General features: G+C 72.7%; 13 protein-coding genes, 1 tRNA gene and 1 pseudogene. 9 read left to right on the forward strand and 6 right to left on the reverse strand.

All coding sequences use genetic code 11. The annotated features are described in order from the left end of the window. Nucleotides 1–83: 83 nt before the first annotated feature. Both AC3IX6_RS30300 and AC3IX6_RS30305 read left to right on the forward strand, forming a co-directional pair. Nucleotides 84–1,031, forward strand: a complete 948-nt coding sequence (locus tag AC3IX6_RS30300; RefSeq protein WP_489366346.1) for a hypothetical protein — start codon at nt 84–86, stop codon at nt 1,029–1,031. 136 nt (nt 1,032–1,167) lie between these two features. Next, nucleotides 1,168–2,739, forward strand: a complete 1,572-nt coding sequence (locus tag AC3IX6_RS30305; protein ID WP_489366348.1) for an APC family permease — start codon at nt 1,168–1,170, stop codon at nt 2,737–2,739. A 66-nt stretch (nt 2,740–2,805) separates the two neighbouring features. On the opposite strand, the gene AC3IX6_RS30310 is transcribed toward AC3IX6_RS30305, so the two are convergent. After that, nucleotides 2,806–3,165, reverse strand: coding sequence for a zinc ribbon domain-containing protein YjdM (locus AC3IX6_RS30310; RefSeq protein ID WP_489366350.1), 360 nt, complete (start codon nt 3,163–3,165; stop codon nt 2,806–2,808). Between the two features lie 91 nt (nt 3,166–3,256). After that, nucleotides 3,257–3,344, reverse strand: a tRNA-Leu gene (locus tag AC3IX6_RS30315). 168 nt (nt 3,345–3,512) lie between these two features. On the opposite strand from AC3IX6_RS30315, the gene AC3IX6_RS30320 reads away from it, so the two are divergent. The 4 genes and pseudogenes from AC3IX6_RS30320 to AC3IX6_RS30335 all read left to right on the forward strand — a co-directional run bounded on the left by AC3IX6_RS30320 (nt 3,513) and on the right by AC3IX6_RS30335 (nt 6,243). Continuing rightward, nucleotides 3,513–4,838 carry a M20/M25/M40 family metallo-hydrolase gene (locus AC3IX6_RS30320; RefSeq protein ID WP_489366351.1) on the forward strand — a complete coding sequence of 442 codons (1,326 nt, stop codon included), beginning with the start codon at nt 3,513–3,515 and terminating at the stop codon, nt 4,836–4,838. 169 nt (nt 4,839–5,007) lie between these two features. Then, entirely contained in the window at nt 5,008–5,241 is a 234-nt protein-coding gene (gene chpH, locus AC3IX6_RS30325) for a chaplin ChpH (RefSeq protein ID WP_243333973.1), read from the forward strand. 222 nt (nt 5,242–5,463) lie between these two features. Beyond that, a pseudogene (locus tag AC3IX6_RS30330) lies at nt 5,464–5,655 on the forward strand (chaplin); the annotation flags it as partial. Nucleotides 5,656–6,072: 417 nt separating this feature from the next. Then, the gene (locus AC3IX6_RS30335) at nt 6,073–6,243 is read left to right on the forward strand and encodes a hypothetical protein (protein WP_489371727.1); all 171 of its coding nucleotides are present in this window, start codon (nt 6,073–6,075) and stop codon (nt 6,241–6,243) included. A 38-nt stretch (nt 6,244–6,281) separates the two neighbouring features. Here the strand turns inward: AC3IX6_RS30335 and AC3IX6_RS30340 are convergent, their stop codons facing one another. Beyond that, nucleotides 6,282–6,470, reverse strand: coding sequence for a DUF5703 family protein (locus tag AC3IX6_RS30340; RefSeq protein ID WP_243333977.1), 189 nt, complete (start codon nt 6,468–6,470; stop codon nt 6,282–6,284). 47 nt (nt 6,471–6,517) lie between these two features. Between AC3IX6_RS30340 and AC3IX6_RS30345 the strand changes: the two genes are divergently transcribed. Beyond that, a complete protein-coding gene (locus AC3IX6_RS30345; protein WP_489366354.1) occupies nt 6,518–7,213 on the forward strand; it encodes a hypothetical protein in 696 nt (231 codons plus the stop codon). 78 nt (nt 7,214–7,291) lie between these two features. Here AC3IX6_RS30345 and AC3IX6_RS30350 read toward each other — a convergent pair whose 3' ends face one another. Continuing rightward, the gene (locus AC3IX6_RS30350) at nt 7,292–9,646 is read right to left on the reverse strand and encodes a helix-hairpin-helix domain-containing protein (protein ID WP_489366356.1); all 2,355 of its coding nucleotides are present in this window, start codon (nt 9,644–9,646) and stop codon (nt 7,292–7,294) included. Further along, on the reverse strand, nt 9,643–10,635 hold the full coding sequence (locus AC3IX6_RS30355; protein ID WP_489366357.1) for an aldo/keto reductase: 993 nt from the start codon (nt 10,633–10,635) through the stop codon (nt 9,643–9,645). Before AC3IX6_RS30355 ends, AC3IX6_RS30350 begins: the two co-directional genes overlap by 4 nt. Before the next feature lie 100 nt (nt 10,636–10,735). On the opposite strand from AC3IX6_RS30355, the gene AC3IX6_RS30360 reads away from it, so the two are divergent. Both AC3IX6_RS30360 and AC3IX6_RS30365 read left to right on the forward strand, forming a co-directional pair. Then, nucleotides 10,736–11,785 carry an LLM class F420-dependent oxidoreductase gene (locus tag AC3IX6_RS30360; RefSeq protein WP_489366359.1) on the forward strand — a complete coding sequence of 350 codons (1,050 nt, stop codon included), beginning with the start codon at nt 10,736–10,738 and terminating at the stop codon, nt 11,783–11,785. A gap of 248 nt (nt 11,786–12,033) precedes the next feature. Beyond that, nucleotides 12,034–12,822 carry a ferritin-like domain-containing protein gene (locus AC3IX6_RS30365; protein ID WP_489366361.1) on the forward strand — a complete coding sequence of 263 codons (789 nt, stop codon included), beginning with the start codon at nt 12,034–12,036 and terminating at the stop codon, nt 12,820–12,822. A 16-nt stretch (nt 12,823–12,838) separates the two neighbouring features. Here the strand turns inward: AC3IX6_RS30365 and AC3IX6_RS30370 are convergent, their stop codons facing one another. Beyond that, complete coding sequence (locus AC3IX6_RS30370; protein WP_489366363.1) at nt 12,839–13,753, reverse strand: IS982 family transposase; 915 nt, start codon at nt 13,751–13,753, stop codon at nt 12,839–12,841. Between the last annotated feature and the right edge of the window lie 44 nt (nt 13,754–13,797).

The raw sequence follows: 13,797 nt of genomic DNA on the forward strand, positions 1-13,797 counted from the left end.
GCGGAGCTGTGCGTACCGCTTTGCTGTGCGTGATCTTCCGGCCACACCGCCCAACCGCCCGCGTCCTGGAGGGAAACCCGCGGATGCCGCCCCCTCCGCCGCCCCTCGGCCGCGCCCGCAAGCGGGACGCCCAGCTCTTCGACTCCGCCCTCTGCGACGTGGAACTCGTCGACGTGCGCGCACAGTTCACCCAGGGCCGGTGGGCCAAGGCCCGCTCCCTTCTCGTCGCCACGGGGGACGACTGGGACCGCCGGGGACACCGTCTCGTGGTCCTCGCCGAAACCCCGGCCGCCACCGCGTGGGCGCGCGAATGGCTCCTCGCCGAACCGGAGAGCGCCGACGCCGTCACCCTCCTCGCCTGCGCGGCCGTCTTCGGCGCCCTGCGCCGCAAGGGCACCCCCGAGGCCGCCGAGGAGGCCTGCCGCCGCGCCGCGGCCCTGCTCCCGGCCGACCCCACCCCCTGGCTCGGCCTGCTGCTCCTCACCCGCGCCTTCGGCACCGAGGAGGAGTTCAGCCGCCACTTCGACCAGGTCCGGGCCCGCCACCGCGAACACCACCACGCCCACCACCTGATGGTCTCCCGACTGGCCGAGCGGGCCCCCGCCGCCGGCCGCGACCCGCTCCACGAGGTCTACGACTTCGCCGCCTGGGCCGCCGAGGAGTCCCCGGCCGACTCCCCGCTCGCCGTCCTCCCCGTCATCGCCCACGCCGAGCGCTACCGCGTCCTCGCCGCCGGGCAGGGCCACGGCCCCGACGCCGGAGCCGAGCACTGGTCGGGCCGCCGCGCCCGCCAGGTGCTGCGCTCCGCCTTCGACTGGTGGCTGGAGTGGGAGCGCGAGGACCACCCCCGCAACCGGGTGGACCTCAACTTCCTCGCCCACGCCAAGCTCTGCGAGGGCCGCCCCGCCGAGGCCGCCGCCCTCTTCCAGCGCATCGGCAGCCACGCCACCCAGGCCCCCTGGTCCTACCCGGACCGCGACCCGCACAAGGCCTTCCTCGCCGCACGCAGCGCCGCGCTCGGCACCGCCTGACCTCAGCCCGGCCCGTACCGCCCAGCACGAAGAGCTTCAGTCAGTACCGCTCCGCCAGTACCGCTCCGCCAGTACCGCTCCGCCAGTACCGCTCCGCAAGTGCCGCTCAGTCCCCACCCCGAAAGGACACCCCGCCATGCCGACGGGCAGATCCACCACGCTCACCGACCCGGCCGGCCAGGCCGAGATACGTACCTACAAGGGCCAGGACCGCGCCCTGCGCGCCGACCGCCTCGGCACCGCGGGCCTGCTGCTCTCGGTGCTCGCCGCGAGCGCGCCCCTGATGGTCGTCGCGGGCGTCATGCCCACCACCTTCGGGGTCATGGGCATCGTCGGACAGCCCCTGCTGTTCGTGATCCTCGGCGCCGTCCTCGCCCTCTTCAGCGTCGGCTACGCCGAGATGAGCCGGCACGTCCACAACGCCGGCGCCTTCTACGCCTACATCGCCCGCGGGCTCGGCCCCACCGCGGGCGCAGGTGCCTCGTTCGTCGCCCTCGTCGCCTACAGCGCCATGCAGGTCGGCGTCTACGGCATCCTCGGCTTCGAGATCTCCGGCCTCTTCGCCACCTACCTCGACACCGAACTCGCCTGGTGGATACCGGCCCTGGCCGCCGTCGCCCTCACCGGCGCGCTCGGCTGGCTCAAGATCGACCTCAACGCCAAGGTCCTCGGCGTCCTCCTGCTCATCGAGGTGCTCCTCGTCGTCGTCTTCGACGTCGCCGCCCTCGGCAAGCCCGGCCCCGAAGGCCTCTCCCTCCACGCCTTCAACCCCGAGACCCTCACCGGCGCGGGCCTCGGCACCGCCCTGTGCTTCTGCATCGCCGCCTTCGTCGGCTTCGAGCAGTCCCCGGTGTACGCCGAGGAGACCAGCAAGCCGCACATCGTCGTCTCCCGGGTGATGTTCCTCGCCGTCGGCTTCGTCGCCCTCTTCTTCGCCCTCAGCGCCTGGGCCCTCTCCGTGGCCACCGGCCCCGGCGAAGTCGTCAAGGCCTCCGCCGAGGCCGGCCCCGGCCTGCTCTTCCAGCTCACCGAGAGCCGCCTGGGCGCCACCTTCACCGACGTCCTGCACGTCCTGTTCGTGACCGGCATGTTCGCGGCGATGCTCAGCTTCCACAACGTCGTCTCCCGCTACGCCTTCGCCATGGGCCGCGAAGGCCTGCTCCCGGCGGCCTTCGGCCGCACCAACGCCGGCACCGGCGCCCCCGCCACCGGATCGCTCCTGCAGACCGTGATCTCCGTCGTGGTCGTGCTGGCCTTCGCGTTCACCGACGACACCCCGGCCGGCGACCCCACCGTGCCCGTCCTGCACCTGTTCACCTGGATGGGCAGCGTCGGCGCCCTCGGCGTGACCCTCCTCATGGCCACCGCCTCCTTCGCGGTCATCGCCTTCTTCGTCCGCCGCGGTACCGCCGGCGCCCAGCTCTGGCGGCTCGGTGCGGCGGGCCTCGCCGGCCTCGCGCTGCTCGCCATCGCCGTCTACACGGTCAAGGACTTCGGCGTCCTGGTCGGCGCCCAGGAGGGCTCCGCGCTGAACTGGGCCCTGCCCGGCATCATCGCCGCCGCCGCCCTCGTGGGCCTGGCGTACGGCCTCTTCCTGCGCTCCGGCCGCCCCGCGGTGCACGCCCGCATCGGCCTGGGCAACGAGGCCTTCCGCCTCGACCAGGCCGCGGAGTCCGCCGAGGCCGCGGTCCCGGCCCCGCGCGGCTGACCCGTACCGGACGTACGAAGAGGGGCCCCGCCACGGCGGGGCCCCTCTTCGTACGTCCGGTACGGGTCAGGCCTTCTTGACCACGCTGGACTTCAGCTGCATGGCGCCGAAGCCGTCGATCTTGCAGTCGATGTCGTGTCCGTCGACCCCGTCGATGAGCCGGATGTTGCGCACCTTGGTCCCGGCCTTGATCCCCGAGGGGCTGCCCTTGACCTTGAGCGCCTTGACGACGGTCACGGTGTCGCCGTCGTTCAGCACGTTCCCGACGGCGTCCTTCACGACCTGCTCGCCGGAGTCCGCGCCGGTCTCGTCGCCGCCCTCGGCGGGCACCCACTCGTGGCCGCACTCGGGGCACACCACGAGCGCGTTCATCTCGTAGGTGTACTCACAGGAACATTTCGGGCAAGGAGGAAGATTCTCATTCACGCGGACAGAATATCCCGACCATCCACCGGGACGCTCTGCGCCGAAGCTGCCGTCAAACGCAGAGAACCCCACGTGAAGTGGGGTTCTCGCTTGGTGTCCGAGGGGGGACTTGAACCCCCACGCCCGATAAAGGGCACTAGCACCTCAAGCTAGCGCGTCTGCCATTCCGCCACCCGGACAAGGTGTCTGTCTCGCGTCCCTCGCGGGCCGTTCCGACGTGGAAAACATTACCAAACATTCCGGGGTCCTCGATCACACCCCCCGGCGGCCGGGGATCGCCCTTGGGAGAAGCGGCCCGGGGCGCGAGGATGGAGCCAGTTCGGAACTGAGCAGTGGGAGGAAGCAGCGTGAGCGAATCGGGCGCGGGCAGGACCGTCACCGGCGAGGACGAGGTCGTCGACCTCTGCCGGGACCTCATCCGGATCGACACCAGCAACTACGGGGACCACTCCGGGCCCGGCGAGCGCAAGGCGGCCGAGTGGGTCGCCGAGCAGCTCGCCGAGGTCGGGCTGGAGCCGAAGATCTTCGAATCGCACAAGGGGCGCGCCTCGACCGTGGCGCGCATCGAGGGCGAGGACCCCTCGCGGCCGGCGCTGCTGATCCACGGGCACACCGACGTGGTCCCGGCCAACGCCGCCGACTGGACCTACGACCCCTTCGCGGGCGAGATCGCCGACGGCTGCGTGTGGGGGCGCGGAGCGGTCGACATGAAGGACATGGACGCGATGACGCTGGCCGTCGTGCGCGACCGCATGCGCAGCGGCCGCAAGCCCCCGCGCGACATCGTGCTGGCCTTCCTCGCCGACGAGGAGGCGGGCGGCACCTACGGCGCCCGGTACCTCGTCGACAAGCACCCCGACCTCTTCGAGGGGGTCACGGAGGCGATCGGCGAGGTCGGCGGCTTCTCCTTCACCGTGAACGAGAACCTGCGGCTGTACCTGGTGGAGACCGCCCAGAAGGGCATGCACTGGATGCGCCTGACGGTCGAGGGCACCGCCGGCCACGGATCCATGACCAACAACGACAACGCCATCACGGAGCTCTGCGAGGCCGTCGGGCGCCTGGGCCGCCACACCTGGCCGGTACGGGTCACCAAGACCGTCCGGCACTTCCTGGACGAGCTCTCGGACGCGCTGGGCACCCCGCTGGACCCGGACGACATGGACGCCACGCTCGCCAAGCTCGGCGGCATCGCCAAGATGGTCGGCGCGACCCTGCGCAACTCCGCCGCCCCGACCATGCTCGGCGCCGGCTACAAGGTCAACGTCATCCCCGGCCAGGCCACCGCCCACGTCGACGGCCGCTTCCTGCCGGGCTACGAGGACGAGTTCTTCGCCGACCTCGACCGGATCCTCGGCCCGCGCGTGAAGCGCGAGGACGTCCACGCGGACAAGGCGCTGGAGACGGGCTTCGACGGCAAGCTCGTGGACGCCATGCAGACCGCCCTGAAGGCGCACGACCCGATCGCCCGCGCGGTCCCGTACATGCTCTCCGGCGGTACGGACGCGAAGTCCTTCGACGACCTCGGCATCCGCTGCTTCGGCTTCGCCCCGCTCCAGCTTCCGCCGGAGCTGGACTTCGCCGGGATGTTCCACGGCGTGGACGAGCGGGTGCCGGTGGAGGGTCTGAAGTTCGGCGTGCGGGTGCTCGACCGGTTCATCGACGAGTCCTGAGGCGCGCCGGCGACGGAGCGGGGCGTAGCTAACGCCCGGGAATCGGGAAGGTGTGCGGAAACCACTGAGAAGAGTGAATGCGCTCATACGCTCGTAGCCCCGGTGATCCCTCCTCGTTACAGGTGGTGCGGTCCGCGGCTGGGACCGCGCTTGCCTACTAGGAGGAACAATGTTCAAGAAGGTTGCCGCCGCTGCGGCTGTCACCGGTGGTCTGGTTCTCGCGGGTGCGGGTCTGGCTGTCGCCGACGCGGGTGCCCAGGGTGCGGCCATCGGCTCCCCCGGCGTCCTGTCCGGCAACGTCGTCCAGGTTCCGGTCCACGTTCCCGTGAACGTCTGCGGTAACACGATCTCCGTGATCGGCCTGCTGAACCCGGCTTTCGGCAACACCTGCGTCAACGCCTGACGTTTCTGAAGTTCTCGGCCCCGGAGCGCATTCCAGCGCTCCGGGGCTGCCGGGCTTTACGGGCCCGATGACGATCTTTTCGGCGCACCAGGCGGGGGAGCCTGTGCTGCCAGTGCGCCGATCGGGCGTGCACGTGCGTGCGCGTGCACGACGCACACACCAGGGGACGACGTACAGATGCGACGACAGGTACAGGTCACCGGCAGGAAGACCTTGATCACCATGGCGGCCGCGGGGGGTCTGCTCGCGCTCGGAGGGGGTTACGCACACGCGGACTCCGGCGCTTCCGGCCGTGCCGCACACTCACCGGGACTGCTGTCCGGGAACGCCCTCGAGGCACCCGTGGACGCACCGCTGAACGCCTGCGGGAACACGGTGACGGTGGTGGGGGCCCTGAACCCGGCCTTCGGAAACCACTGCACGAACCTCCCGGGCCGAACCGGACACCCACAACATCCGCAGCACCCCGAGCATCCCCAGCACCCGGACCACCCGGGCAATCCGGATGAACCGTGCGACGAGGACACCGGCCCGGGGCACCCGGAACACCCGGACGGCCCCGGGGGCCACGGCAATCCGGAGGAGCCCGGGGGCAACGAGAACCCCGGCGGTTCCGGCGGCGGTGGCAACCCCGGCGGTCCTGGGGGTGACGGAAGTCCGGGCGGCCCTGGCGGCGATGGCAACCCCGGCGGTCCCGGCGGTGACGGAAGTCCGGCCGGTCCCGGCGGCGGTGGCAACCCCGGCGGTCCGGGCGTCGGGCATCAGCCCGGAGCTCCCGGCGGCCCCGGCGGGGATACCGGTACGGCTCCCGGCACCGGATCGGTGACGCCGGTGACGCACCCCGCTCAGGGGGCCGGCACCGGTGGCAGTACCGGTTCAACCCCGGCCAGGGGACTCGCCGCCACCGGCTCCGGTGACGTCCTCACCGCCGGACTGCCCCTGGCCGCAGGCATGCTGCTGGCCGGCGCCGTGCTCTACCGCCGGGCACGCAACGCGGCCTGACGGTTCCTCACGACGCGGGTCCCGCCCAGGGGCCCGCGTCACCAGGTCGCGCGGACCTGACGGATGATCCGGCGGCGCAGTCGCACGCGGCGACTGCCGTCCCGAAGCAGGGTCAGCCGGTCGAGCTCCCAATGCCCGTACTCGGCGTGTTCGGTCAGCAGGCGGGTCGTTTCCTGACGTGGAACCCCGCGGGGCACGTACAAGTCGACAAATTCGTATTCCGGCATCGCATCTATTGTGCCGCGAGAGCCCCGCTACGGATAGCGTCTGCACTATGTCTGATGCCGCTCTGCCCACTGTTGCCGAGGTACGCGCCGCCGCCGAGGCGGTCAAGGCCGCGCTCGACCGTCACCTCGCCGCGGTCGAGAGCAGGATCGGGGACGATGATCCGGACGTCTACGCCGCGTTCAACGAACTCGCCGCCGCCGCCGAGGAGTACGACGAGCTCCTCTACGACCGCTACGACGAGGTCACCCCGTTCGAGATCCCCACTCCCGAGGACGGGCTCCCGTACACCGGCCCCGCCGAACCCGCCGCCTTCAGTGTGCTCATCCGCCGCGACTACGCCGTCGTCGAGCCGGCGCGCCTGATCGCCCAGGCCGAACGCGTCGTCGCGCACGACCGCGAGGCCGAACTCGCCCACGACGGCGGCACCGCCGACGCGCTCGGCGTGCTCTTCGGCGAGTACGAGCCGGATGAAATCGCCTCCCGCGCCAAGGACTTCGGGCTGGAGGAGGGTGACTCCACGCTGTGGATCGCCGCTTCGGAGGAGGTCGCGGAACCGGGGGAGTGGCTCGGTTCGCCCTTCACGCACATCGATCCGCAGGACGTGATGCACCGGTTCGACGTCAGCTCGGTCTTCGACGAGGAAGACGATGAAGACGACGAAGACGCTGGAGAGGGCGACGAGGGCGACGGCGAGGAGGCCGGGGACGGCGCGCCGGCCGAGCGGGGCCTGACCACGGCCTGACCCGCCCGCGCGACACCCCGTACGGAACGCACAGCGGCCCCCGTCCCACCCGGGACGGGGGCCGCTGTGCGTCCGCTGCTACTCGGGCGGCGCCGACGCCGAGTCGACGAGTGCCCGCAGCAGAGCCGACAGGCGGGTCGTACGGGGCTTCGCCGGCACCTCCGCGACCGCGCGCGGCAGGGCCTGGTCCACCCCGTGCACCACCGACAGGTGCCGCTCGGCCCGGCCGAAGGCCGTGTACACCCAGTCCCGGGACAGGGCCTGAGCCGCGTCCCCGGGCAGCACGACGACCGCCGCGGGCCAGCGCGAACCGACGGCCTGGTGCGCCGTCACGGCCCAGCCGTGCCGCACCTGCGACTCCACCCGCTCCTTCGGTACGACGATCCGCGTGCCCGCGGTTCCGGCCAGGTGCAGCCCCTGCGCGTCGGCCGACACCACCCGGGCCGGCAGCGCCCGCCCGGCGGAGGGCACGTGGACCACCCGGTCGCCGGGGTCGAAGCCGAGGAACCGGCCGGGGCCCGGGTTCAGCCGCTCCTTGAGGGCCGCGTTGAGCGCGCGGGTGCCCGCAGGGCCGCCGTGGCCCGGGGTGATCACCTGGACGGCGTCCGCCGGGATCCCGAACGCGCGGGGCACCGACTCGGCCACCAGCTGCACGGTGCGGTGCACCGCCTCCCCGGCGTCGCGGACCGGGACGATGACGACCTCCTTGCCGGGGGCGTCGACCTGGTTCAGCTCCCCGACTCCGACTCCGGAGACCAGCTCGCCGATCGGGCCCGGGTCAGGGATCCGCGAGACGAGCTGCGGGCAGGCCCGGGCCGCGAGCACATCGGCGAAGACCCGGCCGGGACCGGCGGAGCCGAGCACCGCGGGGTCGCCGGACAGCACCAGGCGGGCCCCGTCGGGCACGGACTCCACCAGCAGGGCGGCCGTCTCCACGTCCAGCTGGGGGGCGTCCAGCACGATGAGCAGGTCCAGCGCGAACTGCCCGTCCGCGTCCCGGCCCGGGCCCTCGGCGCCGGACAGCAGACCCGCCACGGTGACGGCCCCCTCGGCCGGGGCGTGCGCGGCCAGGCAGACCCGCAGGCCGAACTCCCGGGCCGCCGCGAACAGGGCGCGGGGCTCGGCGCGGGCGGCCTCCCCGCCGGTGTGCGTGACCAGGCCGTGCCCGGCGGCGGCGCGGATCAGCTCCGCGCCGGTACCGGCGGCGGCCTTGTCCCAGTCGGCGGGGTCCGTGAAGGTGTTGGCGAGCCGGGCCAGGCCCTCGGCGAGGCTCTCCTCGGCCATGGCGGAGCCCTCCAGGCCCACGAGGATCCGTACGGGCTGCTCTGCGTCCTCGGTGGACTCGCCGACGGGCGGACCGACCGGCTCTTCGAAGGCCAGCGCGGCCCCGTCGGCGACGGCCGCCTCCAGGGCCTCCGCGGGGTCCGGTACGCCGTACTGGGCCAGGGCCGACTCCAGGGTGGGGGCCTCCAGCACGGTGTGGCCCTTGGCGGCGGCCTGCGCCAGCAGCCAGCCCACCAGGGCGGCGGCCCGCCGCTCGTCCCCGGGACCGGTCGCCTCGGCGCCGAGCAGGGCGCGGGCGAACCCGTCGGCCTGGGTCGGCCGGACCCCGGCGACGGCCAGCAGCCGCCAGGGGGACTCGGCGAGCTGCGCGGCGGCGTCCTCGCCGAGGGCGGCGGCGGTCTGCGGGGCCAGGGCCTCGGGGGCTCCGCCCCTGGCCAGCACGGCGCGGATCGCCTGGACGGCGTCGGGGGAGGGGGCGTCCGCCCGCGGCGCGGGGGCGGGTGCGGGGGTGCGCGCCGGGGCGGGCGCGGGGGCGGGCTCCGGCCGGCGGGGCGCCGGGGGCGCGTCGAACACGGCGGGGGGTTTGCCGCCGCTCTCCACGGCCCGTACGGCGGCCAGCAGGTCGGCGGCCGTGCCGCTGAGCTTGGCGCCGGCCTCCACGGGGGCTTCGCGCTCCGCCTTGCGGCGCGCGATGCGCTCCCGCTCGATCTTCTGGGCGGCCAGCTCCGCCGCGGCTTCGCTGAGCTGCGGCTTGGCCTCGGCGGCCGCTTCCGCACCGGCATCCCCGCCGGTCCCGTCGGCCGCTTCCACGCCCGCTTCCGCTTCCGCTTCCGCTTCCGCTTCGGCTTCCGCTTCGGCGTCTGCCTCCGTGTCGCCGGTGGTGGGCCCTGCGGGGCTTTCTCCCACCCCGCCCCTTCCCGAAACCGGGGGCTCCGTCCCCGGCCCCCCGTCCCCGGCTGCGCCGGACGGTGGGGCCTGCGCGTCACCCTCCCCGGCTTCGCCGGACGGCGCCGGCTCCGGGGCGTCCGACTGGGGGGCGTCCGTGGCTTCGGGGCCGCCGGGCTCCGGGGCCGGGTCGGCTTCCGCGGCGGCGGGGGTGTGCTCCCGGGCCGGGTCGGCCGGTTCTGCCGCGGCGGCGGTGTCGCTCACAAGGTGCTCCAGTCCTGATCGGGGTAGCGGTGGACGGGCGCCGAGACGTCGTCCAGCGCTTGGCGGATCTCCTCCGGAAGACTAAGGGCCTCCACCGACAGGGCTGCCCCGAGCTGCGCCGACGTGCGCGCGCCGACGATCGGCGCGGCCACCCCGGGGCGGTCCCGGACCCAGGCCAGGGCCACCTGGAGCGGGGTCACCGCGAGGCCGTGGGCGGCCGTCGCCACCGCGTCCACGATCCGGCTCGCCGCCTCGTCCAGGTAGGGATCCACGAACGCGGCCAGGGTCTCCGAGGCGCCCCGGGAGTCCACCGGGGTGCCCGCCCGGTACTTGCCCGTCAGGACGCCCCGGCCGAGGGGGGAGGAGGGCAGGAGGGACAGGCCCAGGTCCAGGGCGGCCGGGACCACCTCCCGTTCCACGCCGCGCTGGAGCAGGGAGTACTCCATCTGCGTCGATGCCAGCCGGGTCCGTACCCCGGGCGCCGCGAGCTGCCAGGTCGCCGCCTTCGCGAGCTGCCAGCCGCTGAAGTTCGACACGCCCGCGTACCGGGCGCGGCCGCTGCTCACGGCGATGTCCAGCGCCTGGAGGGTCTCCTCCAGCGGGGTCCACGGGTCGAAGGCGTGGACCTGCCAGAGGTCGACGTAGTCCGTGTCCAGACGGGCCAGGGAATCGTCCAGGGCGGCCAGGAGGTGGCCGCGCGAGGCGTCGAAACGGCGGTCCGGATCCGCGACCCCGCCCGCCTTCGTCGCGATCACCACATCCCGCCGCGGGACGACGGAACCGATCAACTGCCCGAGGAGGTACTCCGCTTCACCGCCCCCGTACACGTCGGCGGTGTCCACGAGCGTGCCGCCCGCGTTCCAGAACGTCTTCAACTGCGCGGCCGCTTCCGCCTCGTCCGGTCCGTCCGCCGACCGGCCCCAGGTCAGTGTGCCGAGACCGATCCGGGAGACGCGCAGTCCGGTGCGGCCGAGATGCCTCTGCTCCATGAGGGCTGAGACTACTGCGGCGCTGACGCGGGGCACCCGGGCGCGCTACAGTCCCCGCAGACCCACGTTACTGATCGGTAAACAGGCAAGGGGACCACACATGCGGCTCGGCATCAATCTCGGCTACTGGGGCGCTGGCATGGACGCCGACAACCTGGCCGTCGCGCAGGAGGCCGACCGCCTCGGCTACGACGTCTGCTGGGCCGCGGAGGCCTACGGCTCCGACGCGCCGACCGTGCTCGCCTGGGTCGCCGCCCAGACCGAGCGCATCGACGTCGGCTCCGCGATCCTGCAGATCCCGGCCCGCCAGCCCGCCATGACGGCCATGACGGCCGCCACCCTCGACTCCCTCACCAAGGGCCGCTTCCGGCTCGGCCTCGGCGTCTCCGGACCGCAGGTGTCCGAGGGCTGGTACGGCGTGAAGTTCGACAAGCCGCTCGCGCGGACCCGCGAGTACGTGGAGATCGTCCGCAAGGCGATGACCCGCGAGCGCCTGTCGTACGAGGGCGAGCACTGGACGCTGCCGCTGCCCGGCGGGCCGGGCAAGCCGCTCAAGCTGACCGTGCACCCCGAGCGCGAGCACATTCCGCTCTACATCGCCGCCATCGGGCCGAAGAACCTGGAGCAGACCGGCGAGATCGCCGACGGCGCCCTGCTGATCTTCCCGGCCGCCGAGCACCTGGAGGCCACCGCGCTCACCCACATCCGGGCGGGCCGCGAGAAGGCCGGGCTGACGATGGACGGCTTCGACGTCTGCCCGACCGTGCCGCTGGCCCTCGGCGATGACGTGGCCGGTCTCGCGGACATGTTCCGCCCGTACACCGCGCTGTACGTGGGCGGCATGGGCAGCCGCAAGCAGAACTTCTACAACCAGCTGGCCCAGCGCATGGGCTACGAGAAGGAAGCCGCCGAGATCCAGGACAAGTACCTGGCCGGCGACAAGCAGGGCGCGGCCGCCGCCGTCCCGCACTCGCTGATCGACTCCACCACCCTGCTGGGTTCGGTGGAGCGCATCGCCGACGGCATGCGGGCCTACGCGGAGGCCGGGGTCACCACCCTGACGCTCGCCCCGGCCGGCTTCACCCTGGAGGAGCGGACCGCCGCCCTGCGGGCCGGCGTGGAGGCCATGGAGCTCGCCGGCCTGGCCTGAGCGGTGGCCGGACGGAGTCCGGCGCAGCCGCCCGAAGCCTGCTGAGCGGTGCGAGGGCGGCGTGGAGAAAGGTTCTGCGGCCGTGGTGGGGGCTCGGGGGGTCTTCCCCGCCACGGCCGACACAGCCAACAACGCGTGGGGCGGCCGTGGGGTTACGCCCCCGGAGCCACGGGTCGTAGGTCGTTCATTCGGCCGAGCCCCGGGCGCATCCGGTTGCCCGGCCGGTGAATCGGCTTTTGACTCGACGCATGCTCTCTGCGCGCAGTCTGTTCCGGGAGATCGTCGACCACGACGACTCCTTCCAGCTGTTCTGCTCCATCGCCGCCGGCGGCGAGTCCCAGGGCGGCTGGGAGAACGCCCGGATCGCGGCCCTGGTGCCCGATTCCATGCGCGACCTCGCGCCCAAGATCACCCGGCACGGCGCCGACGAGGACAAGCACGGCCGGATCTTCAACGCCCTGCTCCGCAAACGCCGCCTCGATCCCGTCCCGGTCCCGCCGGAGACGGACTACACGATGCTGCTGGAGCGGCGCGGCATCGGCCTGAGCCACGAGAAGCTGCGCGGTGAGCGGTCCCTGACCGAGGAGGACATCGTCGTCTACCTCGCGCACAGCAGGGTCACCGAACAGCGCGCCGCCGACCAGATGATCATGCTCGTCCGGCACTTCGGAGACGACCCCGAGCTCGGCAAGGCCATCCGCATGATCGGCGCGGACGAGGACAACCACCTGGCCTACTGCCACGAGGAGCTGCTCCGCCTCGCCCGCGCCGGCCACGGCCGCACCATCCACCGGGTCCTGCGCGAGTGCGCGCTCGCCGAGATCGTCGTCTACCGGGACGTGAGCCTCGCCGTCATGGGCCACATGGGGCGGCTGCTGGGCTGGCCCGCACCGAAGGCGGCCGCGCTGGCCGCCGGGATCCGCGGGATGTACGCGTACGAGCGGTTCAGCGGCTGGCACCGGATGGTCGACCTGCGCCCGCCGGAGCGGAGCAACCCGCTGGGCGGGACGCCGACCACGGCGCCCGAGTTCGCCTAGATGATTGATTCCAAGGTCAGTGGTCGTAGGCGGTCAGTGAGCGGATGACCGGTCCGCCCGTTTTGTGGTTGTGCCAGATCGCGGCGGTCAGGGCAAGGAGTCGTTGCAGGACGCGGATGGTGACCCCGGCGGGCGTGCGGCCGCCGTGTCGTTCGAGGTCGAGCTGGCCTTTCAGGGTCTGGTTGACCGATTCGATCAGCTGACGCAGTGGTTTGAAGAGTTCGGCTCCGGCCCGCTCGGGTTCACCCTTGCGGGCCGGCCTCAGCAGCGTGACGCCCGACTCGGCGAGCTGAGTTTCGAAGTCACGGCCGTAGTAGTTCCGGTCTGCCAGCAGCGTGGGCGCCGGACGGCCGGCCAGCAGACCGGGATCGACGGCGAGGATGTCGAGCAGCACCTCGCGTTCGGCGGCTTTGGCGCCGGTCAGGGCGAAGGCGATGGGCAGGCCGTGCAGGGTGCAGACCAGATGGAGGCGTAGGCCCCAGAAGAACCGTGAGTGGCTGGCGCAGTAGCCGTACTCGGCCCATCCGGCCAGGTCGGAGCGTTTCGCGGTCTCGCGGGAACGCCCGCACTCCACTGGCGTGGAGTCCACGATCCACACGTCGTCCGTCCACAGGGCGGTGTCGGTGGCCAGCTCCCGCAAGACCGCTTTGACCAGGCCCGATGCCCGCCGCAGGCGCTTGTTCCAGCCCGGCTGCTGGGGCAGGTAAGGGAAGAGGTGCCGCAGGTGAGCGTGGGCGTGGCGCAGCCAGCGGGCCTCGGAGACAAAGCCCAACAGGGCCTGCATCACCGCGAGGGTGACCAGTTCCGCGTCGCTGAGCTTCGGCTCCAGGCCCACGCGCGGCCGCCACGGAGAGAGATGCGGCGAAGCCTTCAAAAGGTCATCGACCCGCACGTACAGTGCAGTTGCGAGGGTGTCTATCTCGGTCGTCACAAACTGAGAGTGGGCACCCTCGCGTCCGTGCAGCTACCCCTTGG

The organism is Streptomyces sp. GL_141 (genome assembly GCF_057834385.1).